16 protein-coding genes are annotated in these 22,730 nt (G+C 32.4%); 15 read left to right on the top strand and 1 reads right to left on the bottom strand.

Annotated features, from left to right (window positions below; translation table 11 throughout):
* The 14 genes from Q9Q97_RS04895 to Q9Q97_RS04830 all read left to right on the top strand — a co-directional run bounded on the left by Q9Q97_RS04895 (window position 1) and on the right by Q9Q97_RS04830 (window position 20,209).
* Window positions 1-363 (top strand): nuclear transport factor 2 family protein, encoded by a 363-nt coding sequence (locus Q9Q97_RS04895; RefSeq protein WP_306155222.1) that lies wholly within the window; start codon window positions 1-3, stop codon window positions 361-363.
* Window positions 364-449: 86 nt separating this feature from the next.
* Window positions 450-1,322, top strand: coding sequence for a succinate--CoA ligase subunit alpha (gene sucD / locus Q9Q97_RS04890; RefSeq protein WP_057118027.1), 873 nt, complete (start codon window positions 450-452; stop codon window positions 1,320-1,322).
* A 153-nt stretch (window positions 1,323-1,475) separates the two neighbouring features.
* Window positions 1,476-1,904 carry a hypothetical protein gene (locus Q9Q97_RS04885; protein WP_306155216.1) on the top strand — a complete coding sequence of 143 codons (429 nt, stop codon included), beginning with the start codon at window positions 1,476-1,478 and terminating at the stop codon, window positions 1,902-1,904.
* Between the two features lie 119 nt (window positions 1,905-2,023).
* Window positions 2,024-4,876, top strand: a complete 2,853-nt coding sequence (locus Q9Q97_RS04880; protein ID WP_306155214.1) for a T9SS type A sorting domain-containing protein — start codon at window positions 2,024-2,026, stop codon at window positions 4,874-4,876.
* A gap of 452 nt (window positions 4,877-5,328) precedes the next feature.
* On the top strand, window positions 5,329-5,934 hold the full coding sequence (locus tag Q9Q97_RS04875) for an RNA polymerase sigma factor (RefSeq protein WP_306155212.1): 606 nt from the start codon (window positions 5,329-5,331) through the stop codon (window positions 5,932-5,934).
* Between the two features lie 90 nt (window positions 5,935-6,024).
* On the top strand, window positions 6,025-7,140 hold the full coding sequence (locus Q9Q97_RS04870) for a FecR family protein (RefSeq protein ID WP_306155210.1): 1,116 nt from the start codon (window positions 6,025-6,027) through the stop codon (window positions 7,138-7,140).
* A gap of 219 nt (window positions 7,141-7,359) precedes the next feature.
* The gene (locus tag Q9Q97_RS04865) at window positions 7,360-11,070 is read left to right on the top strand and encodes a SusC/RagA family TonB-linked outer membrane protein (RefSeq protein WP_306155208.1); all 3,711 of its coding nucleotides are present in this window, start codon (window positions 7,360-7,362) and stop codon (window positions 11,068-11,070) included.
* Window positions 11,071-11,083: 13 nt separating this feature from the next.
* On the top strand, window positions 11,084-12,571 hold the full coding sequence (locus Q9Q97_RS04860; RefSeq protein WP_306155206.1) for a RagB/SusD family nutrient uptake outer membrane protein: 1,488 nt from the start codon (window positions 11,084-11,086) through the stop codon (window positions 12,569-12,571).
* A gap of 20 nt (window positions 12,572-12,591) precedes the next feature.
* Window positions 12,592-13,449: a putative zinc-binding metallopeptidase gene (locus Q9Q97_RS04855; protein WP_306155204.1), complete on the top strand. Its 858-nt coding sequence runs from the start codon at window positions 12,592-12,594 to the stop codon at window positions 13,447-13,449.
* Window positions 13,450-13,479: 30 nt separating this feature from the next.
* Window positions 13,480-14,841: a DUF4302 domain-containing protein gene (locus Q9Q97_RS04850; RefSeq protein ID WP_306155202.1), complete on the top strand. Its 1,362-nt coding sequence runs from the start codon at window positions 13,480-13,482 to the stop codon at window positions 14,839-14,841.
* 492 nt (window positions 14,842-15,333) lie between these two features.
* Entirely contained in the window at window positions 15,334-16,080 is a 747-nt protein-coding gene (gene fabG / locus Q9Q97_RS04845) for a 3-oxoacyl-[acyl-carrier-protein] reductase (RefSeq protein ID WP_057119779.1), read from the top strand.
* A 79-nt stretch (window positions 16,081-16,159) separates the two neighbouring features.
* Window positions 16,160-18,187: a hypothetical protein gene (locus Q9Q97_RS04840; RefSeq protein WP_306155198.1), complete on the top strand. Its 2,028-nt coding sequence runs from the start codon at window positions 16,160-16,162 to the stop codon at window positions 18,185-18,187.
* Window positions 18,188-18,272: 85 nt separating this feature from the next.
* On the top strand, window positions 18,273-19,169 hold the full coding sequence (locus Q9Q97_RS04835; RefSeq protein WP_306155196.1) for a LysR family transcriptional regulator: 897 nt from the start codon (window positions 18,273-18,275) through the stop codon (window positions 19,167-19,169).
* A 59-nt stretch (window positions 19,170-19,228) separates the two neighbouring features.
* Window positions 19,229-20,209 carry a YeiH family protein gene (locus tag Q9Q97_RS04830; protein WP_306155195.1) on the top strand — a complete coding sequence of 327 codons (981 nt, stop codon included), beginning with the start codon at window positions 19,229-19,231 and terminating at the stop codon, window positions 20,207-20,209.
* Between the two features lies 1 nt (window position 20,210).
* Here the strand turns inward: Q9Q97_RS04830 and Q9Q97_RS04825 are convergent, their stop codons facing one another.
* Entirely contained in the window at window positions 20,211-21,227 is a 1,017-nt protein-coding gene (locus tag Q9Q97_RS04825) for a hypothetical protein (protein ID WP_306155194.1), read from the bottom strand.
* A gap of 107 nt (window positions 21,228-21,334) precedes the next feature.
* On the opposite strand from Q9Q97_RS04825, the gene Q9Q97_RS04820 reads away from it, so the two are divergent.
* Window positions 21,335-22,333, top strand: a complete 999-nt coding sequence (locus Q9Q97_RS04820) for a zinc dependent phospholipase C family protein (RefSeq protein ID WP_306155193.1) — start codon at window positions 21,335-21,337, stop codon at window positions 22,331-22,333.
* The last annotated feature ends 397 nt before the right edge of the window (window positions 22,334-22,730 follow it).

Genomic DNA, 22,730 nt, shown 5'->3' with positions numbered 1-22,730 from the left:
ATGTCTATTAAAGAATTTGTTCAGAAATTTTATAAGTCAGATGCCCTAATTGATAGCGAAATTTTAAAAACATATCTGCATCCTGACGTTACATTGGAGTGGAATAGCAGTAAAGGTTTTATTAAGATGGACTATAATGCTATAATAGAAATGGCTAACGATCTGAGTCGTGCTTATGTGCGATCTAAAGTGAGAATAAGCCATATTATTTCTGAAGATGATTTAGTATCAGTGCGTTATTCTCATTTCGTGAAAACAATTGAGAATCCGCGAGAGGAAATGCTTTTGGCGCATTTTGCAACAATCTGGCAGATAAAAGATGATAAACTTTATAAAGGTTATCAAATGAGTCAATTTTCTTAATATTTTTTTGACAATAAAAGAGGCAAAATACATTACAAAACCTTATTTTTGCAACACAAATTTAAAAACTACATAAAATATATATCATGAGTGTTTTAGTTAATAAAGATTCCAAAATAATTGTTCAGGGATTTACAGGGAGCGAAGGAACTTTCCACGCTTCTCAAATGATTGAGTACGGTACTAATGTTGTTGGAGGTGTAACTCCAGGAAAAGGTGGTACTAGCCATTTAGATCGTCCAGTTTTTAATACAGTAAAAGATGCTGTTGATCAAGCTGGTGCTGATACTTCTATCATTTTTGTTCCGCCAGCTTTTGCTGCTGATGCAATTATGGAAGCTGCTGATGCTGGAATTAAAGTAATTATTGCTATTACAGAAGGAATTCCTGTAGCAGATATGATTAAAGCAAATAATTATGTTAAAGAAAGAAATTCAAGATTAATTGGTCCAAACTGTCCAGGTGTAATTACTCCAGGTGAAGCTAAAGTTGGTATTATGCCAGGTTTCGTTTTCAAAAAAGGAACAGTTGGTATCGTTTCTAAATCTGGAACTTTAACTTATGAAGCTGCTGACCAAGTTGTAAAACAAGGTTTAGGAATCACTACAGCTATTGGTATTGGTGGAGATCCAATTATTGGAACTACAACTAAAGAAGCTGTTGAATTATTAATGAACGATCCAGAAACTGAAGCTATCATCATGATTGGTGAAATCGGTGGACAACTTGAAGCTGATGCTGCAAGATGGGTAAAAGCTGACGGTAACCGTAAACCAGTTATTGGTTTTATCGCTGGAGAAACTGCTCCTGCTGGTAGAACAATGGGGCACGCAGGTGCAATCGTTGGTGGTTCTGATGATACTGCTGCCGCTAAAAAACAAATCATGAGAGACAACGGAATTCACGTTGTTGATTCGCCAGCTGAAATTGGTAAAAAAGTAAAAGAAGTATTAGGATAATCTCCAAATATTCAAAATAACAAATTCCAGAAAAGTCTCAATATTTTGTTGAGACTTTTTTCCATTTAAAAATACTGAGGTACAAAAACTAAAAACTTAGCTTCTATTACCTCAGTCCCGATAGCTATCGGGATAGAAGCTTAAAAAAGAAATATGTACAAAGAATTAGAAAAATTTAAATCAACAAATAGTTTTACTTTTACTGTAAACGATAGTTTAGAAGAAGCTTGTAACGCTCCAGAAGGAAGCGCAGGAATTTTTGTTGTTTACGCTGTTGAAGGTGATGCAAAAGAACTAATTATGGTTGGTTCTACAGGAACTGTTCAGAACGACGGAACTTTAAAAAGCAAAAATGGCGGATTATACGACAAAATCGTAAACGGACACCAATTTGCTAAAACAGGAAGAAAATATTCTTGGCCTGCTCAAATGAAATTAGAAAACATTTCTGAGCTTGAAGTAGTTTGGTACGAGACTTTCAATACAGATGCAAAAGCAATTCCAACTGCTGTTGAAGGACAGGTTTTGCAGAATTTCTTAGATGAAAATGGTAAATTACCAAGATGGAATGTTGCTTTTTAAGTTGCTTTCAAACTTAAAAATATTTAAAAAGGCCTCGCTAAATTAATTAGTGAGGCCTTTTTTATTTTGCTAGGTTTTTAATTTTTGGTTTTATATTTTTAACGACCAAAAACAAATTTATGATCAAAAATTACCTGCTTTTTTTTATTTTATTTAGTGTGCTTTCTTTAAATGCACAAGTTTTAAATTTTTCAGATTCCAAATTCAAAGAAAAATTATTGCAATCTGATACATTCAATGCGATAGCTAAAGATGAAAATCAGACGAACATTAAGATAGATTCTAACGACGATGGTGTTATTGAACAGTCGGAAGTCATGAGAGTTTTTTGGCTTAATGTTGAAAATTCAAATATTACTTCCCTAGAAGGAATTAAAAACTTTCAAAATTTGCAAACGATTTCATGTGGAGGTAATCAGATTTCTACTCTTGATGTAAGTGATTTAAAAAATCTTAAGAATTTAAATTGCTATAATAGTCAAGTAACTGCGTTAAATCTTTCTGGCTTAACGAAACTCGAATTTTTAAACTGTAATAAAAATAAGTTAACGGAATTAAATTTTAATGATTTAGAATCTATCGTTGATATTTTTTGTTCAGAGAATGAGCTTTCTTTAATTGATGTAAAGCATTCTGCAAAACTTAGAAATTTATTTTGCAGTAACAATAAAATTGAAACATTAGATTTGAATAATTATTTAAATCTTGCAGGTTTAGAATGTTCAAATAATAAAATTTCTGTATTAGATGTAAGCCGTTTGTCCAATTTGGAAGGCCTATATTGTTCTAATAACTCTATTTCTGCTCTAGAAATAAGTCATTTAACTAAACTGCAAAGATTATACTGTTATTTTAATAATTTGACCTTCCTCGATTTTACTAATTCGCTTTACATCGAAGAAATAGTAGCAAATCAGAATCAATTATCAACGATTAATTTAAAGAATTTAAGCTATTTAAAAAGATTAGAAATTGGAGCAAATAAACTAACTTCTTTAGATTTAACAGGATCAACTAGAATACTTGAAACGTTAACAATTAATAATAATAGTTTTGAGAATTTAATTGTTGATTCATCAAAATTAACTAATCTTTTAACTTTGAATTTTAGTTTTAGCGGTAACGTTAAAATAGATATTTCAGCATTAAAAAAGTTAAAGTATTTATTTTGCAACGGTTTAAATTTAGAAACAATCAATCTAAATGAAATGTCTAATCTTGAAGTTTTAGAATGCGGTGAGAATAAATTAACAAGTTTAGATGTTAGTAATTTGTTTAAATTAAGAACCTTACGATGTCATCAGAATAATCTAACATCGATCAATTTTGGAGAGATAAAAAATTTGCAGGGAATTGATTGTTACAATAATCAATTTGTGTCTGTAGATTTTGGTTCGTTACCAAAATTGATGAATTTAAATATCAATAATAATCGATTTTTAGAATCAGCTTTTTTGAAAAATGGTAGTACAGAATCTGTATTAAATATTTCAGGGAATCTTAATTTGAAATATATCTGTTGCGATGATAATCAGATTGTTCAAATTCAAAATTTGGTAAGACAAAATAATTATAAAAATTGTAATGTAAATTCATACTGTTCGTTTGTTCCAGGCGGTGAAAGTTTTTTAATTACAGGTAATGCTACAATCGATTTTAATAAAAATGGATGTGATAGTAACGATTTGCCAGCTTCTCAAATTAGATTAAAGATTTCTGACGGAACCAAAGATGGAATTATATTCACTGATGAAAAAGGAAATTATTCAATCTCAGTTAATGCAGGTAGATATACAATTTCACCAATTTTAGAAAATTCAGATTATTTTTCAGTTTATCCAAATAGTATTGATTTTGAATTTACTAGCTTTTCAAATACTTTAATTCAAGATTTTTGTTTTACGCCTAATAATGCTAATAATGATCTGGAAGTTAATATGATTCCAGTTGAAGTTGCAAGACCCGGTTTTGACGCTACTTATAAAATTATTTCAAAAAATAAAGGAAATACGGTTCAGTTTGGTGCTGTTGTACTTAATTTTGACGATTCAATTTTAGATTTTGTTTCTTCGAATTCTGCAATTTCTAGCCAAACTTCTGGTAAATTAGTTTGGGATTTTTCAGATCTAAAACCATTTGAAAGCAGAGAAATTGATTTAGTTTTAAATGTAAATTCTCCAACTGAAACTCCAGCTGTAAACAATGGAGATGTTTTAAAATACAGTTTAGCAGTAAGTTCTTCTGAAACAGATGAAAAACCTTTGGATAATATTTTTGAACTTAATCAAACTGTTGTAGGTTCTTATGACCCAAATGACAAAACATGTCTAGAAGGAAATGTTATTAAGCCTGAACTTATTGGAGAATATGTCCATTATCTAATTCGTTTTGAAAATACCGGAACTTATAAAGCTGAAAATGTCGTTGTTAAAGATATGATCGATTTGTCAAAATTTGACATTTCTACATTGGTTCCTACTAGTGCAAGCCATTCGTGTACAACTAAAATTTCTGATGGAAACAAAGTGGAATTTATCTTCGAAAAAATAGATCTTCCTTTTGATGATGCTAATAATGACGGTTATATTGCTTTCAAAATTAAAACCTTACCGACTTTAAGCATTGGAGATTCTTTTGCAAATGAAGCCAATATTTATTTCGATTATAACTTTCCAATTTTAACCAATAAAGAAACCTCAACATTTAAGACTTTAGGAACGCAAGATTTTGAGTTTTCATCTTATTTTTATGCTTATCCAAATCCGTCCCAGAATTTCTTGAATATAACTTCAAAAAATACAATAGAAATAAAGTCTATGGCTGTTTATAATCTTTTGGGGCAATTAGTTTTAACAATTCCAAATGCTCAGAATGTTGCTAAAATTGATATTTCAAGATTTCAATCGGGAAATTACATTCTTCAAGTTAAAACTGACAAAGGAAGTTCTGCAATGAAATTTATTAAGATTTAAGAAAAAATATTTTTAGTCTCTTTATGTAGCCTTATTTCGATAAGGCTTTTTTTGTGCTTAATTTTTTCCATTAAAAATGAAAAAGTCTCTTTAGTTAATTAAAATTTAAATTATAGTAAATTTAAGTTTAATCAAAAAATGAAGGGCAAATACTGATAAATTTAGAAAAAGTTACGATTTTTTGTAATTAATTGGGTTTTGATTATTTGCTTTTCTATATTTATCACACAAAAACAAAAAATAATGTTAAAAATTTGAATCTTTTTGCTTGAACTAAATTAAACGGAATGTAAAACACTTGTTTATTTTTTGTTAAATTAAGTATTTCCATTCATTCGATTTAATTATAAAAAGATCAAAAAATTGAAATGTGATTTAATTGCTGAAATAATCAAGTTATTTTAAGAAGTCTCTTAAATAATTTTGATTCTTACGCCCCCAAAACTTTTTCTATGAGCCAAATTTTAAAGAACAAGATTTTAGACGATTTCATTTTGTGGAATAATCTGAAGAATGGTGATGAGAAATCATTCTCTCTGCTTTTTGAAAAATACTATAGAGACTTAATCAGTTACGGTAATTCGCTTTGCCCATATGCTGAAAAAGTGCAGGATTGTATTCAAGATGTTTTTGAAGATATCTGGCTTTATCGCGGCTCTCTGCAAGATAATGTTATTGTTAAGGCTTATTTGCTTTCTAGCGTTAGAAAGAGAATTGCGCGTCTGCATGAAAGAGATCACGTGTTTAGAAAAACAACAACTACCGATGCTTTAGAATTTCTTTTTGACTTTTCTATAGAAAATGATTTGGTTGAAGACGAAGTAACGGCAGAACGTGTCTTGCTTTTGAATAAATTACTAAACGATTTGCCAGGCCGTCAGAAAGAAGCTTTGTATTTGCGCTATCACCAAGGATTGAGCGTAGATCAAATAGCCGATTTATTAGACGTAAATTATCAGTCTGCGAGTAATCTTTTGCATCGAGGTCTGTTAAGTCTTCGTAAAGAATGGAAAGGCAGTATTCCGCTTCTAGTCCTTATATCTTCAGGGCTTTTTTAAAAATTTAAGAAAATATCAAAAAAAAATCTTAAATAGGTGAGTATATAATAAAAAAACTGTCCTCTATGTTTTTGTAACCCTAATAGTGTGATGCAAAAACGTAACAATTATACTGAAATAGAAGACTTTTTAGCCGATGAATATTTTCGATTATGGATTTTATCTAAGATTGATGAACAAGGCTGGGAAGAATGGACTTTGGAAAATCGTCAAAGAGCCAAACTTGTAGAAGATGCAAGGCTTGTGCTGCTGGCGATGCGAGTTCCAGAATCTAATTTATCTTCAAATGAAGTTCATGAAGCCTTACAGGAAACTTGGCGCAGAATTGAACAAAAAGAAGAGCTTTCTCTAAAAGCTTCAAAAATCAAAAAACTAAAATTGCAGAGATACTGGATCAGCGGGGTGGCAGCGGCTATTCTCGTTGGGATTTTCTCTATCTGGTTTTTTAAAAATAACATTATAACAACTGACAATGTTGTTACTTACAACGAACTCGTTCATGATAATGATGAAGGTTTGGTTGAACAGACCAACAATTCTGAAAAATCACAGATCATTACTTTATCTGATGGAAGTTCGGTTTTATTACAGCCCAATAGTAAATTAAGTTACCCTAAAATCTTTACCGGAAACGAAAGAAAGGTGTATTTATCCGGCGAAGGTTTCTTTGAAATTAGTAAAAATCCTAAAAAGCCTTTTTTTGTTTACGCTAACGAAATTGTAACTCGAGTTGTTGGTACAAGCTTTAGAATTAAAGCTTATCCAGACCAGCAAAACGTTGAAGTTTTAGTTCGCACCGGTAAAGTTAAGGTAAAATCCAATGACTTAGTTCGCACTTCGGAAAACAGAGAGATTGTTTTATTACCGAATCAGGCATTGCGTTTTGCTCGTAAAGAATTAGTGTTTAATAAAATAACCAACATTACTGAAGATCCGATTTTAGTAAATAGTGTTAGAAATATTGAACAGTTAAGCTTTGAGTTTACTGATATTCCGGTAGAACAAATTCTTGAAACTATTGAGCAGGCGTATTTAGTAGACATCGATTTTCCGCACGATAAACTGAAAGATTGCCGATTAACCACTTCTTTAAGCGATCAGCCTTTGGCGGAAAAGCTAAAAATAATTTGTAAAAGTATTGGTAACGATACCAATTATGAAATGAATGGAAATCAAATCGTAATTACGACTTCTGGCTGTAACTAGAGTTCGAAATTCGATTAAAATAGAAACCAAAATTAACTAATTAATAAAACTAAAAATAATTTGTAACTGCCTATGTGAAAAATGAATACATAAAAAAAGTGCCGAGAATGCTGTAACATTATCGACACTTAAATCTGAATAAATTACGCTCTGTAAAGTGTAATTTATGATGTTTCTTAAAATACACTCGAATAGTATTAATCAAAACAAACCAAAATTATGAAAAAACCTGTTGTCAAGCAACGATTACTTCACCAAATCATGAAAATAACGCTGTTTCAGTTTGTGTTAGCGCTTGTATTTTCAAGCGTTACTCTCGCAAATAATGTAAATGGGCAGAAAAAATTAGATACTAAAGTAACTATCACAGTCGAAAACCTAACTTTAGACAATGCTTTATCAAAAATTGAAAAGTCTGCTCATGTAAAATTTTCTTATAACTCAAGACTTCCGCAACTAGGAGAGAAGGTTAGTATAGAAGCAACCCAAGAAACTCTGTCAAGTATTTTGAGCAGAATATTGGTTCCTTTTAATATTACTTTCTCTGAAGTAAGCAATCAAATTGTGCTCCAAAAAAGTGCAGTTTCTTTTTCTAGTGCTAATAATCATGATTCGTTGTTCGAAATTTTGACTTTCGGCCCAATTATCAAAGGGAAAGTTACAGATCAATCTGGAGCGCCTCTTCCTGGTGCTACGGTCATGGCAAAAGGAACGAAAACTGCTGTATTGACAGATTTTGATGGAAACTTTTCTATCGAAATGCCTGCTAACGTAAACCGTTTGGTTATTTCTTATGTTGGTATGGAAACTAAAGAGATTGGAATTGACAATCCTACGCCGACTGTAGTTTTAACAGAAGCGGGACAAAACCTTAAAGAAGTTGTAGTTACAACGGGTTACGAAAAAACTTCAAAAAGAACATTTACTGGAGCTATCAGTAAAATTTCTGGTGCAGAATTAAAAGTTGATGGTGTTGTAGATGTGAGTAGAATGATTGAAGGAAAGGCGGCGGGAGTTACTGTACAAAACGTTACAGGATCTTTTGGTGCTACTCCAAAAATTACCGTTCGTGGTTCTTCTTCTATCTTTGGCGATACCAAGCCATTATGGGTTATTGATGGTGTTGTTCAAGAAGATATTATCAATGTTACATTTGCAGATTTAGCTTCTGGAAACTCGGCAACATTATTGAGTTCTGCAGTTGCAGGTTTAAATGCAAATGATATTCAAAGTATTGAAATTCTTAAAGATGCATCGGCTACTTCAATCTATGGTTCAAGATCGTTAAATGGAGTTGTAGTTGTTACAACAAAACAAGGACGAAGAGATTCTCCTTTAAAAATAAACTATTCGGTAGAAAATACAGTTAGAACCGTACCAAGTTATACGCAGTTTGATATTTTGAATTCACAAGAATCTATGAGTGTTTTTCAAGAAATGAGAACCAAAGGTTATTTGGATCAAAGTTCTTCATTAACAGCTAGATTTAGTGGTGTATATGGTATTTTGGCAAAACAGATTAATTTGTATGATACTTCTAATGGCCAGTTTGGAATTAGAAATGAACAGCCTTACATCAATCAATTTTTGCAAAAATATGAATTGGCTAACACCGATTGGTTTAAAGTTTTGTTTCGACCATCCATTACTCAAAATCACTCTTTAAGCTTTTCTGGAGGAGGAAAAAATAACACTTTTTATGCTTCTCTAGGATATTATACAGATCCAGGATGGACTGTAGCAGATAATGTGAAACAGTTATCAGCAAACATTAAAGGAACGTTCTATATTAATGATAAATTAAATATCACTTTATCAACTTTAGGATCGATGCGTGATCAAGATGCCCCTGGTGCTTACGATAGTAAAAATGATCTTGTGTTTGGTAAAGTAACCAGAGATTTTGACATCAACCCGTTTAATTATGTATTGAGTACAAGCAGAACGTTAAGACCTTATGATGATAACGGAAACCTAGAATATTATCAAAATAACTGGGCGCCAATGAATATTCTTAACGAATTGGAAAATAATACTTTAGATATAAAAGTAAATGATATTCGTTTTCAAGCTGATTTAGATTATAAAATCAATAAAAATTTAAGTTACAACCTGACGGCTTCAGCACGTTATGCTAATACTTCAAGAGAGCATAAAATCTACGAAGGTTCAAATGTAGTAGGGGCTTATAATGCGGGTGTAGGTGAAACTTTAAATACTCAAATTCAGAAAGACAATGTGTTTTTATATCAAAATCCAAATGATTTAACGGCACCTAAAGTTTCTGTATTGCCAAATGGAGGATTTTTAAGAAAGTTCACTAACGATATGACTTCTTACAATGTTAGAAACAGTATTACGTACAGAAATACCTTTAACGAAAAACATGAATTAGAAGGATTTTTTGGTACAGAGTTTAGATCTGTAGATAGAAATAATGACAACTTTACTGCTGCAGGTATTCAATTCGAAAAAGGTCTTACTTCTTTTGTTGATCCTAAATTGATTGAAAAATTGGTGAATGAAGGAAACTCTTACTATGAGTTTGGAGCAGAAAGAGAGCGTACTGTTGGTTTCTTTGGAAAAGTTGGATATACATACGATCGTCGTTATACAGCTTCTATTACTGGCCGTTATGACGGATCTAACAGACAGGGAGATACTGGTTCTTCTAGATGGTTGCCTACATATACGGTGAGTGGTAAATGGAATGTTAAAGAAGAAAGTTTCATGAAAGATGTTGAGCCTATTAACACATTGGCACTTAGAGCATCTTACGGTTTAACAGCTACTGCTGGACCAGCAACAAACTCATTGGCAATTTTTAAAAGTTTCATCACAGACCGTTTTGCAGTTGGAGATAGAGAGAATGCAATTCGTATAGAAGATTTGCAAAATAAAGATTTGACATGGGAAAAACAGTATGAAACCAATATTGGAGTTGATCTTGGAATGTTTAGAAATAGAGTTCAGTTTACAACAGATATTTACCGTCGTAAAGCATTCGATTTGATCGATTATGTAATTACATCTGGAGTTGGAGGAGAATCTATCAAACAAGGTAACAATGCAGATATGGAAACTAAAGGTCTTGAAATTGGTTTTACTACTCAAAACATAGTTTCAAAAGATTTTAAATGGTCTACTACAGTGAACTTTTCTGTTTTTGATCAAAAAATTACAAAATTGGCTAATAAACCAGCAGTATTTGATTTGATTGCAACAAATGGAGGAAACACTGTAGGACATCCTAGAAACTCATTGTATTCTTATCAATTTACAGGTTTGAACAATGAAGGACTTCCGACTTTTATTTTACAAGATGGAGCAGAGAACAATATCACAGAGGCAGATTTTCAAGATACAAATGATGTAACCAAGTATTTGAAATATGAGGGATCTGTTGAGCCTAATAAATCTATTGGTTTTGCTAACACATTTACTTATAAAAGCTGGTCATTGTATGTATTCGTTGTAGGATCTGGAGGAAACAAAGTTAGATTAAACCCTGTGTATAGCAACAAATATACAGATCAAACAGTATTTACAAAAGACTTTGCAAACAGATGGATTAGCCCAGGAGACGAAAATTATACCAACGTTCCGGTTATTGCAGATAAATTATTGAACAGAAATTATGGAGCAAGCGATTTACAGATTGCTTATAATACTTATAATTTCTCTGATGCTAGAATTGCAAGCGGTGACTTTGTACGTTTAAAAAACATCTCTTTAAGCTGGGAATTCCCAAGTGATTATAAGAGAAAATTAGGATTATCAACTTTCACATTGAAAGGTTCGGCGGTTAATCCTTGGCTGATTTATTCAGATAAAAAATTAAACGGACAAGATCCTGAATTCCGTAACACAGGAGGGGTAGCTTTCCCAATTACGGCACAATATACTTTTGCAATTAATATTTCATTCTAATACTAAATTGATTATGAAAAATATAAAAATAGCACTGTCATTATTATTACTGATTACGATTAGCAGTTGTGATGATTTTCTTTCAGAAGTGCCAGATAATAGAACACAGATAGATACTCCAGAAAAAATATCAGAATTATTAGTTACTGCTTATCCGAACAGATCCTATTTTCCGATTGCCGAAGTAATGTCGGATAATGTCTATGATACAGAATCAAAACAATCTGTGAGTATCATTAATGAGGAGAGTTACAACTGGGAAATGCAGAGCCAAATCGGAACCGATAGCGAAAATGCATTCTGGATAGCATCATATGAATCAATTGCCGCGGCGAATCTGGCTTTAGACGCTATTGAAAAATTAGGCGGTCAAGCTAGTTTGAACCCGCAAAAAGGAGAAGCATTAATAGCAAGAGCTTATAATCATTTTATGCTAGTTTCATTATGGTCAAATCGTTATAATCCAGCAACCGCAGGTACAGATTTGGGAGTTCCTTATATCACTAAACCAGAAACGGAACTATTGGTAAAATATAAACGTAACACTGTTAAAGAAGTATTCGACTTTATTGAGCAAGATATTAATGAAGGAATGAAATACATTACAAGTGAATATAAAGAGCCAAAATATCACTTTACAGTTGAAGCTGCTAAAGCATTTGCGTGTCGTTTTTACTTAATTAAAGGGGATTGGGATAAGGTATTGGAATATTCTGAGGGACTTGGTTCTAAACCGACAAAAATCAGAAATTATACTGCTTTTAATGCTGTAGCTTTTGCTCAAATGCCAATTGAATATTCAAGAGTTGAACAAGAAACAAATTTATTGGTAGCTTATCCAAATTCAATTGCTAATAGATCTGCAGCATACAGGTTTGCACTTCCTGGAAATAGATCTGATGAAATATTTGGAACACAAACTAACGTATGGGCAAAACCTCATTTAATTAGACCAAATGGACAATATTTTGGAGGTGTCAATGTATTTGTTCCGAAGCTTTATGAGTATTTTAAATACACCAATTTGACATCTCGTACAGGTGAGCCTTACACTGGTTCTGTATTATTTAGTAATGATGAAATGTATTTGAATCGTATTGAAGCCTTAGTAATGAAAAATAGAATTGCTGAAGTGAATACAGAATTAGGATACTTTTTAGGAACTAGAACTTCAGGATACAATGCCACAACAGATATATTGAATGAAGCAATTATTACAGCTAAATTCCCAGTTGTTGAAAACGAGTTCACTCCATTTTATGAATTATCAGATCTTCAAAAATCGTATATCAAAGCAATTGCAGAAGCAAGAAGAAGAGATTTTATCCGTGAAGGCTTGAGATGGTTTGATATTAAAAGATTTAATCTTGTAGTTACACATAATACACTTGAATTTGGAAAAGTGGTAAAAAATAATGTTCTAGAAAAAGACGATAAAAGAAGAGCATTACAAATACCGCTTAGAGCTTCAGATAATGGTATTGAAAAAAATCCTAGGTAAATTTTTAATTAGAAAGTATTATGAAGATATTCAAAACATATAAAATAGTAGTCCTTGCAGGCGCCTTATTGCTTGCGTCATGTGCACATGAAGATCAACCAAAAGAAAGCCAGTTAGATTTTTCTACACCAGAAAAAACAGAATTGGACAATTGGATTGGAACAAATTTCTTAAATCCATACAATATCAATGTTTATTACGAATGGAACCAGAATTTGGTAGACGAAAATAGATATTTATATCCTCCGAAAGGAGATAAAGTACAGCCAGCAATGGAAGTGGTAAAGAAAATCTGGATTGATAGTTATAGCACTATCGGAGGAGCAGATTTTGTTAAAAAAATTGCCCCAAGAGAATTTGTACTTGTTGGGGGAGTAAACTTAAATACAAATGGTACGGTAACGCTTGGACTTGCAGAAGCTGGCCAAAGAGTATCTCTTTTTCAAGTTGATAACCTTAACAAAAAGAGCAGAGCAAGTGTAACGCAATTCATTCACACCATTCAGCACGAATATGTACACATTTTAAACCAGACCAAACCTTTTGACGAGCAAGCTTGGGCAAAATTAACGCCATCTGGATATACTACTAGCTGGTATGTAGAAGCAATTTCGACTTCTAGATCGCTTGGTTTTATTACTAGTTATGCGAGATTAAATATATATGAAGATTTCGCAGAAACAGCAGCAACAATCTTAACCAGTTCAAAAGCAGAGTATGATGCAATTTTAGCAAGTGTAACAGACGCTAATGCAAAAGCTAATATTAAAGCAAAAGAAGCTTTAGTGGTTAAATATTATAAAGATTCTTTCAATATAGACTTTTACGCATTAAGAGACGAAGCTCAAAAAAATACCGATGCTGTAATAAACAATTAAGGACAATAAATTTTTATAAAAATCAATATTATGAAAGTAAAATATATATATAAGTGCTTAATGATCGCTTTTGCAGCCTTGCTTTTAGGATCATGTTCAAGCCCTGAAATAGATGCAAAATTTGATCAAAATGCTACTGATCGATTAAGCGGGCGTCAAAAAGAATTAAACGATTTGTTGCTTTCGTCTGCAGATGGTTGGAAAGCTGTTTATTATACTGATAGTACACAATTAGGAGGATGGACACATTTATTTAAATTTTTGCCAGGCGGAAAAGTAGACATGGCATCAGACTTTACAGGTAAAGACGGTGAGATCGACACAAAAATATATCAAAGTCAGTACGAAATGCAGGTTGGAAGTGCTCCGAGTTTAGTTTTTACTACTCAGAATAGAATCCATCTTTTGTCTGATGCGAGTAATTATCCAACAGCAGGACTTCTAGCAAAAGGATATTTAGGAGATTTCCAGTTTTACTACTATGGACAAAAAAATGGAGACATTATTTTTAGAACCAATAGAAATAGCCACTTTCTTCGTTTTGTAAAAGCTACGCCAAAAGATTGGGCAGATTTGTCGGGCAATATTCCAATTATCAAAGCTATTACTGGAGACATGAACAGTCCATTATTTAGATTATTAGAAATAAATGATGGCACAACTACTAAAAATTATGATTTTAGTTATAATCCTAGTGCGCGTTTTGGAACGGGTTATTCTTTAGATCCCGCTGTTAATACAAGTTATGATCTAGCCTTCTCCTTTAATCCTTTAGGAGCTTATTCAAAACTTCCATTAGAAGTGAAAGGGCAGAAACTTAGTGATTTTGTTTATAATAGTGCTGCAAATACTTTTGTTGCCACAGGAAAAGATGGAGTATCGGCAACAGTTAAATATACAAATGCGCCGCCAAGAGTTACAGATGATTATAAATTGTTTTTAAGTGGAAAAGGAAATCCTTATAAATACTTTGGTTATTTACCTGCCTTTTTATCTACGGCTCCAACAACAAGCGATTATTTTAAATATTTAGTAGCAAAAGCAAATGCTGCATTACCAGCAAACCAATCAATTGCAAGTATCTATTTATATTTTAATACAGCTGCAAATCAGACTTATATTAGTTACAATTTCAATGGAGGTAAAGCCGCTATTAATCATGTTGTAAAATCATCAGAAGATGCTGTAAATAAAACTATAATCCTCACCCATGATTTTTGGGCAGGTGGAATAGCTGCTCCGGCGTTTTTAAAAGAAATTGATGATCAGTTTACAAATCCAAAAGGATTATATGTCAACAAAGAAAACTTTAAAATTCAGTACACCAATGTAATTTACACTTTTACAAGTGCTTCTAGTAGTTTTAGAATGACGGCATATATAATCAATTAATGCAATTAATCAGCAACTCAGAAATGAGTTGCTTTTATCCAGCATAATTTCTGAATCAACTTCTAAAGTTATAGGCATTATGATTAAAAAAAAATTAACACCGTCGCTTATTGTAATTTTCTTTTGGATAGTTGGTCTTCTTATTATAAATCAGTACTTCCATGGATATTTAAAACATTATCTCTATTTGTCCATCATAATTGCAATAGGATATATAGTACTGGAAAAGATTAGAGAAGATAAAGAAGAAGAAAAGGACGAATAAGTGAAAAGGCTATAAATCGTTGTATTGCTCATTTCATCTTGCAACGAAAATCGCATTCAGGTTTTTTAGTTTTATTTTTTATTTTGGGGGAAACAGCTCATTTTTAATGAGCTGTTTTTTGTTTTTTAAGGGATAGAAAAATCTAAACCAAATTTTGTATTACAAATTTTATTAAACGCTCAAATAATCTATATTTGTAATTCAAAAAATAAAACGAATACCTTAATATGAAATTACTAGAAGGAAAAGTTGCAATTATTACTGGTGCAAGCCGTGGAATTGGAAAAGGAATTGCAGAAGTTTTTGCTAAACATGGAGCAAACGTTGCTTTTACATACAGCTCATCTGCAGCATCTGCAGAAGCTTTAGAAGCAGAATTAAATAGTTTAGGAGTAAAAGCGAAAGGATACCAATCTAACGCAGCAGATTTTAACGAAGCTCAAACTTTTGTTGACGCTGTTTTAGCAGATTTTGGAACTGTTGACATCTTAATCAACAATGCCGGAATTACAAAAGACAATTTGTTAATGCGTATGTCTGAGGCAGATTTTGACCAAGTAATTGATGTAAACTTGAAATCGGTTTTTAATATGACAAAAGCGATTCAGAAAACTTTCTTAAAACAAAGAGCAGGATCAATCATCAACATTAGTTCTGTTGTTGGCGTTTCAGGAAATGCTGGTCAAACCAATTATGCAGCTTCTAAAGCTGGTGCAATCGGATTTACAAAATCTGTAGCTCTTGAATTAGGTTCTCGTAACATTCGTTGCAACGCAATCGCTCCAGGTTTTATCGAAACTGAAATGACTGCAAAATTAAGCGAAGATGTAGTAAAAGGATGGAGAGAAGGTATTCCGTTGAAACGCGGAGGAAGTCCAGAAGACGTTGCAAATGCTTGTCTTTTCTTAGCTTCAGACATGAGCGGTTACATTACAGGGCAAGTTCTTAACGTTTGCGGAGGAATGCTTACTTAATAAGTTAATTGTTTATGGTTTTTTGTTTATTGTTCAGCAACTCAAAACTATAAACTCAAAACAATAAACTAAAATATACATGACTACAAACACGATTCTTTTATTATTGCTTTCTTTAGTAATTGCTGGTGGTTTGTCGTATTTTCAATATTTTTATAAAGCCAAAAGTAAATCCAATGTGATGATACTTTTGGCTTTTTTACGTTTTTTAGCCATTTTCGGATTGTTGGTTCTATTGATCAACCCGATTATTTCTAAAAACTCGCTCGAAATTACCAAAACACCTTTGGCGGTTGTAGTTGACAATTCGAGTTCTATTGTTGCCTTAAAATCAGATAAAAAAGCGGTTGAATTGTACCAAAAACTGGTTTCGAATCCTGCTTTAAAAGAAAAATTTGATATTCAAACCTATCAATTTGACAATGATTTTAAAACTTCAGACCAATTTGATTTTAAAGGAAATCAGACCAATTTAGATGAAGTTGCCAAAAATCTAAAAAGCATCAATAAAAACCTGATTTTCCCTACGGTTATTATTACCGACGGAAATCAAACTACAGGAAACGACTATGTATATCGTTTTGATCCTGTCAATAAAGTTTATCCTTTGGTTGTGGGAGATACAACTACTTTTTTTGATTTAAAAATCAATCAGTTAAACGTAAACAAATACGCTTTTCATAAAAATAAATTTCCAGTTGAAGTTTTTCTGCAATATGCAGGAGACAAAACTGCCAATGCAGAGTTTACTATTTCGCAAGGAAATACCGTTGTGGCAAAAGAAAAACTATCTTTTTCGCCTTCTAAAAAAACAGCTTCATTAAATTTATTGCTGCCAGCAGATAAAGTCGGATTACAGATTTATAAAGCAAGCATTCAGTCTTCTGCAAAAGAAAAAAACAGCTATAATAACATCAAAAACTTTGCAGTAGAAATCATAGATCAAAAATCAACTATTGCAATTGTTTCCGCTATAAATCACCCAGATATTGCAGCTTTAAAACGTTCGATAGAAGTTAATGCGCAGCGTAAAGTAATATTGGTTAAACCGAATCAAATTAACGATTTACAAGATGTTTCAGTTTTAGTTTTGTATCAGCCAACAACTGCTTTTAAAGCTATTTTTGACAATAATAAAGTAAAAGGAACAAACACCTTTATTATAACTGGAAACAACACCGACTTCAATTTTTTAAATCAGCAGCAAAACAATCTGGTTTTCAAAATGAGCAATCAGCGAGAAGATTTTCTTAGCGAATTCCAATCCGCTTTTAATTTGTTTGCAATTGATAATATCGGTTTTGAAAATTTCCCGCCTTTGCAAAATCCGTTTGGGAATATTACTGCCAACGGAAATGTATCTGTTTTACTTTCTTCAAAAATTAGAAACGTTTCTACCAATGCGCCTTTATTGGCTTTCGCCGAAAATCAAGGAAAAAGAACCGCTTTTCTTTTAGGAGAAAACAGCTGGAAATGGCGTTTGCAAAGTCATGTTGACAATCAGTCTTTTGAAAAATATGATGTTTTCATTGATAAAATCATCCAATACTTAGCCTCATCAGCTTCAAAAAAATCTTTGGTTGTAACACATGAAAGTTTTTACAATTCTGGAGAAGAGATTATAATCAACGCACAATATTTCAATAAAAATTATGAGTTTGACGAAAAAGCCAGATTAACAATCAGCGTTGTTAATGTAGCTACGAAACAAACCAAAAACTACGATTTATTAAAGGGAAGCAATTCTTTCTCAGCAAATCTAGAAGGACTTCCGGCAGGAAAATATAACTTTACAGTAAAAGAGTTAAACTCAAATACTTCATACGCAAGTCATTTTGAAATATTAGATTTTGATATCGAAAAACAATTCGTAAATCCAGATGTTGTCAAACTACATCAATTGGCACAGCAAACAGGAGGAAAAGCTTTCTTTGAAGACCAAGCCGATCATTTGATTAACACGCTTTTAGAAAACAAAGAATACAAATCAATCGAAAAGAATATTTCGAGCAAAACGCCAATTATTGACTGGGTTTGGTTGTTGATTTTGATTGTTGCTTTATTGACTGCAGAATGGTTTATAAGGAAGTATAATGGGTTACTTTAAATAGAGAGACAAAGTTTCAGAGTGGCAAAGTGACAAAGTTTGGATAACCTGAAACCTGAAACTTCAAACTTTAAACAAAAATAATATGGACTTCAGGCTAAAAGTATTTTACACCGTTGCGCTCCGCCTTAATTTTACTAAAGCGGCAACGGAATTGTACATCACACAGCCAGCGGTTTCCAAACATATTCAAGAATTAGAAGAACAGTATAAAACCAAACTTTTTGAACGAAATGGTTCTAAGATTGCTTTAACTCCAGCGGGTAAAATTCTCTTAAAGTATACTAAAAGTATTTTCGATATATATCGCGAAATAGATTTTGAAATGAGTTCCTTCAATAATGAACGCCAAGGATTATTGCGTTTGGGAGCAAGTACAACCATTTCTCAGTATATTATTTCTCCAGTTTTGGCTAGTTTTCATCAGAAACAAAAAGACATAAAAGTCAATTTGCTGAATGGAAATACCGAACAAATCGAAAATGCCTTAATCAATAAAGAAATTGAAATCGGAATTGTTGAAGGACAATCTAAAAATCAATCCATAAAATACATTCCGTTTTTAAAAGACGAATTGGTTTTGGTCTGCAGCAGTAAAAACCTGTTAGTAAAGCAAAATGAAATTTCAGTAAACGATTTAAAATCAATGAAATTCATTACCCGAGAGCGCGGATCTGGAACACTTGAGGTTATAGAATTTGCTTTAAAAAAAGCGGGATTAAAGTTTAGCGATCTGCAAATCGAAATGCAATTAGGAAGTACAGAAAGTATAAAATCGTATTTGCTTAATTCTGATTGTTTTGCTTTTATGTCTATTCATGCTGTAAGTAAAGAATTGACAAACAAAGAATTAATTGTTTTAGATGTTGAAGAATTATCTATAGAAAGGTACTTTTACATTATAACTTTGCAAGGAAAATCAGATTCATTGTCAGAACTATTTATTCAAAATCTAGCTTCTCATTATAACCTGAAGTTATAGTCAATTGTAATTTACGATTGGTGATTTCGAAATAAACAGCAGAACTTTGCAGGGTAAATATGAATACCTTTATTTTGAAAACAAAAGAACAAACATCAGCACAATTATTTGAAATTAATCAATCACTGCAACAAGTCCTTTTTCTTGTTGTGATATTTTTATGCTTATTTTCGATTATTTCTCCGCCAATTGCGCTTTTATTGGGCGTTTTAATTGTGAATTTGTTCGGAAATCCTTTCGTAGCATTCAATCACAAAGCGATCACTTTTTTATTGCAGTTCTCAGTAGTCGGTTTAGGATTCGGAATGAATGCGAATAGCGCAGTTTCAGCGGGAAAAGAAGGGTTTGTTTTAACGGTTTTTTCTATTTTCAGTACTTTACTCTTTGGATTTCTATTAGGGAAATGGCTTAAAACAGAGAAAAAAACTTCTCATTTAATCTCTTGCGGAACAGCAATTTGTGGAGGAAGTGCCATTGCTGCTATTTCTCCTGTAATCAAATCAAACGAAAATCAAACTTCAATTGCTTTAGGAGTGATTTTCATATTGAATTCAATTGCTTTATTTGTTTTTCCGTTTATCGGACATCAATTAGATTTATCTCAAAAAGATTTTGGCTTATGGTGCGCAATCGCCATTCATGATACAAGTTCTGTAGTCGGCGCCGCAAATAAATATGGTGTAGAAGCGCTTCAAGTGGCCACAACCGTAAAATTAGCCAGAGCTTTATGGATTATTCCGATTTCTATTTTGACTGCTTTTTTCTTTAAAAACAAAAACTCAAAAATAAAAATTCCTTATTTCATTGGCTTGTTTGTTATAGCCATGTTGGTCAATACCTATATTCCGTCAACAACTATTTTTACAGCACATCTTGTAGGAATTGCAAAAATCGGTTTAACGATAACTTTATTTTTAATTGGTGCGACTTTAAACTTTGCCACTTTAAAAGCGGTAGGAGTAAAACCTTTGCTTCAAGGCGTTTTTTTATGGATCTTTATAGCAGTTTTGGCTTTAGTATCAATACTTTATTTAAGTTAAACTATTTTACATTGGAGAATTTTACAATTGGTTTGTCAATAATTTTGTAGAATTTTCCTTTGAAAGAGTAGTTTCTCTCGATTACAAAGTTAAACTGCTTCTTTGTCTTTGCCATTTCTGCAAGTTCGACAGGTAGATCAACTTCGAAATCATCTTCCGTGCCTTTTGCTTTTTTGTACGAACCTTTTGTGACAATTTTAAAATCTCTGAAAAACTTTTTACCATTATCTGTAATAACTGTATAAGTACTTGACCATTCCGAACTAGCGCTATTGGTAAGTGAATAATTATCAATTTCCATTAAAGGCTGATATTTTCCATCAAATCCGGCAATTAAATAAAAATATCCGTTATAAGGAGCACCTGCGCCACCATTGGCATGAACAAGCGATAAAGCATATTGATCTTCTCCAATTTCAACCAATTTAGGGGTTGGACATTGTGCAAATGCCCCAAATGCAGCAACTGCAGGCTGAAAAGATCTCATTTCCCAGACATTATCATTTTTTGCAAATTTCGCTATACCTAATAAACCGCCAGAAAAACGTCCTGTCTGCAGTCCATCTTCATCATGAACAGAATGATTGAAAGTTAAAATTTTAAACTGGTTTCCTTTTGAATCAGTATAATCAATATTCGCCAAAAGTCTTGTAGCGACGCCTTCAGTGTAAGGAAACATTTGATCGCCTTCTACGCCGTTTACATCAAGGAAAGGTGTAGGCTTGCAAGATTTACATTTCCAGCTAATGAAAGTATTTTTATCAGAAAGATGATATAAATTGCCAGGAAACAGTTTTTGCATTGTTTTTTCACCGTTTAACGGATCAGAAATTTTCAGTGCTCTTTTTTGGTTTAATATAGTGTCGCTAACATTTTTTAGCTCTAAATCAGTTTCTTGTGCAAGGCAAAAAGCAGAAATTAATAGAAAAATATTTAAGGTAATCTGGCGCATAAAATTGATTTTGGTTAATGAAACAAACTTACAAAGAAAAATATTGTTAATATGAACTTCTCTCATTTTTAGGCTCATAAATCATAAAAGTTAAAATTGTTGAATCTTAATGATCGTATTTTTTGCGTATTCTTTAATTAAAGCTAAATTTGCTCCCTCTAATAAAAAAACAAATGAAAAAAATCCAAATGAGACCAAAATTAATCGCTTTCGGTGCTTTAATTATTGGCTTTATTACTTTATCATGGGGAAATGTTGGCCATGAACGTATTAACAAAGCTGCTGTAATGGCTTTACCAAAACAATTGCAGATATTTTTCTACAATCACATTGATTTTATTACACAAGAAGCTTCGGTTCCAGATATCCGTAAATATGCTTTAAATTATAAAGAAGAAGGTCCAAGACATTATTTCGATATGGAAAACTTTGGTCCTGCTGACAGTTATCCAAAAACTTTAGAAGAAGCAAAACAAAAATATGATGCTAATTTTTTAAGTGTTAATGGAATTTTGCCTTGGTACATGGAAGACATGATGGCAAAATTGACTAAAGCTTTTAAAGATAAAAATAAAGCTGAAATCTTATTTCTAGCAGCAGATTTAGGTCATTATGTTGGCGATGCGCACATGCCATTGCATACTTCTGCAAATCACGATGGACAATTGACGGATCAAAAAGGAATTCATTCTCTTTGGGAAAGCAGATTGCCAGAGTTATTTGTTAAAAACTACAAATTAAATGTTCCTGAGGCGCAGTATTATCCAGATGTTCACAAAGCAATTTGGGATTTAATTAATGATACTCATAGCTTAGCACAGCCTTTATTGGATATCGATAAAAAACTGAGAGTTGCAACTCCGCAAGACAAAGTATTTAAGATGGATGCGGAAGGGAACGTGTTGAAAACGAAATACAATACAGCTGTTTTCTCTGATGAATATGCTAAAAAACTGCACGAACAGTTGAACGGAATGGTAGAAAGCCAAATGAGAAAAGCGATTTCTGCAACGGCTAGTTTTTGGTATACAGCGTGGGTAAATGCAGGAAAACCAGATTTGAGTGATTTAGATGCACCAGCAGTAACTCAAAGAAATTATCAATTTTTGCAGGATGATTTAAAAATGTTCCAAAAAGGAGATTTATTTGGAATGAAAAATCAGAATGACTAAATATTTGTTTCAAGTTTCAGGTTTAACGTTATAAGTTACTTTGAAATCTATAAAAGCCTCAGATTCTTTAGGATTTGAGGCTTTTTTGATTCTGTTTTTTTAACGCAAAGTACGCGGAGCTTTTACGCAGAGATCGCAAAGTTTTTTTTTGAGTAAATTTTATAAATAAAAGAGTTCGCAAAGCTTTATCTATAAGCTTTGTGAACTCTTTTGATTTTATAGTTTGTCACCCTGAGCGAAGTCGAAGGGCGTTCCAATTGGCATGTGGGCTTCTACCGAAACTTCGGGACGCTCAGCCTGACAAAAATATCAAAAACTAAACCTGAAAGGTTTTAAAAAAAACTTTCAGGTTTAACCAGCACAGCTTTGCGAACTTATTCAACACAAAGACAAACAC

The sequence above is a fragment of the Flavobacterium sp. DG2-3 genome, from assembly GCF_030730925.1.
Taxonomy (GTDB): domain Bacteria; phylum Bacteroidota; class Bacteroidia; order Flavobacteriales; family Flavobacteriaceae; genus Flavobacterium.
The sequence above is the reverse complement of the archived record's forward strand: the minus strand, read 5'-3'. Positions and strand labels throughout refer to the sequence as shown.

Bases quoted from the DNA above. Each gene is read 5' to 3' on its own strand.
- Q9Q97_RS04895 (WP_306155222.1), top strand. From the start codon at position 1: ATGTCTATTAAAGAATTTGTTCAGAAATTTTATAAGTCAGATGCCCTA.
- sucD (WP_057118027.1), top strand. From the start codon at position 450: ATGAGTGTTTTAGTTAATAAAGATTCCAAAATAATTGTTCAGGGATTT.
- Q9Q97_RS04885 (WP_306155216.1), top strand. From the start codon at position 1,476: ATGTACAAAGAATTAGAAAAATTTAAATCAACAAATAGTTTTACTTTT.
- Q9Q97_RS04880 (WP_306155214.1), top strand. From the start codon at position 2,024: ATGATCAAAAATTACCTGCTTTTTTTTATTTTATTTAGTGTGCTTTCT.
- Q9Q97_RS04875 (WP_306155212.1), top strand. From the start codon at position 5,329: ATGAGCCAAATTTTAAAGAACAAGATTTTAGACGATTTCATTTTGTGG.
- Q9Q97_RS04870 (WP_306155210.1), top strand. From the start codon at position 6,025: ATGCAAAAACGTAACAATTATACTGAAATAGAAGACTTTTTAGCCGAT.
- Q9Q97_RS04865 (WP_306155208.1), top strand. From the start codon at position 7,360: ATGAAAAAACCTGTTGTCAAGCAACGATTACTTCACCAAATCATGAAA.
- Q9Q97_RS04860 (WP_306155206.1), top strand. From the start codon at position 11,084: ATGAAAAATATAAAAATAGCACTGTCATTATTATTACTGATTACGATT.
- Q9Q97_RS04855 (WP_306155204.1), top strand. From the start codon at position 12,592: ATGAAGATATTCAAAACATATAAAATAGTAGTCCTTGCAGGCGCCTTA.
- Q9Q97_RS04850 (WP_306155202.1), top strand. From the start codon at position 13,480: ATGAAAGTAAAATATATATATAAGTGCTTAATGATCGCTTTTGCAGCC.
- fabG (WP_057119779.1), top strand. From the start codon at position 15,334: ATGAAATTACTAGAAGGAAAAGTTGCAATTATTACTGGTGCAAGCCGT.
- Q9Q97_RS04840 (WP_306155198.1), top strand. From the start codon at position 16,160: ATGACTACAAACACGATTCTTTTATTATTGCTTTCTTTAGTAATTGCT.
- Q9Q97_RS04835 (WP_306155196.1), top strand. From the start codon at position 18,273: ATGGACTTCAGGCTAAAAGTATTTTACACCGTTGCGCTCCGCCTTAAT.
- Q9Q97_RS04830 (WP_306155195.1), top strand. From the start codon at position 19,229: ATGAATACCTTTATTTTGAAAACAAAAGAACAAACATCAGCACAATTA.
- Q9Q97_RS04825 (WP_306155194.1), bottom strand. From the start codon at position 21,227: ATGAGAGAAGTTCATATTAACAATATTTTTCTTTGTAAGTTTGTTTCA.
- Q9Q97_RS04820 (WP_306155193.1), top strand. From the start codon at position 21,335: ATGAAAAAAATCCAAATGAGACCAAAATTAATCGCTTTCGGTGCTTTA.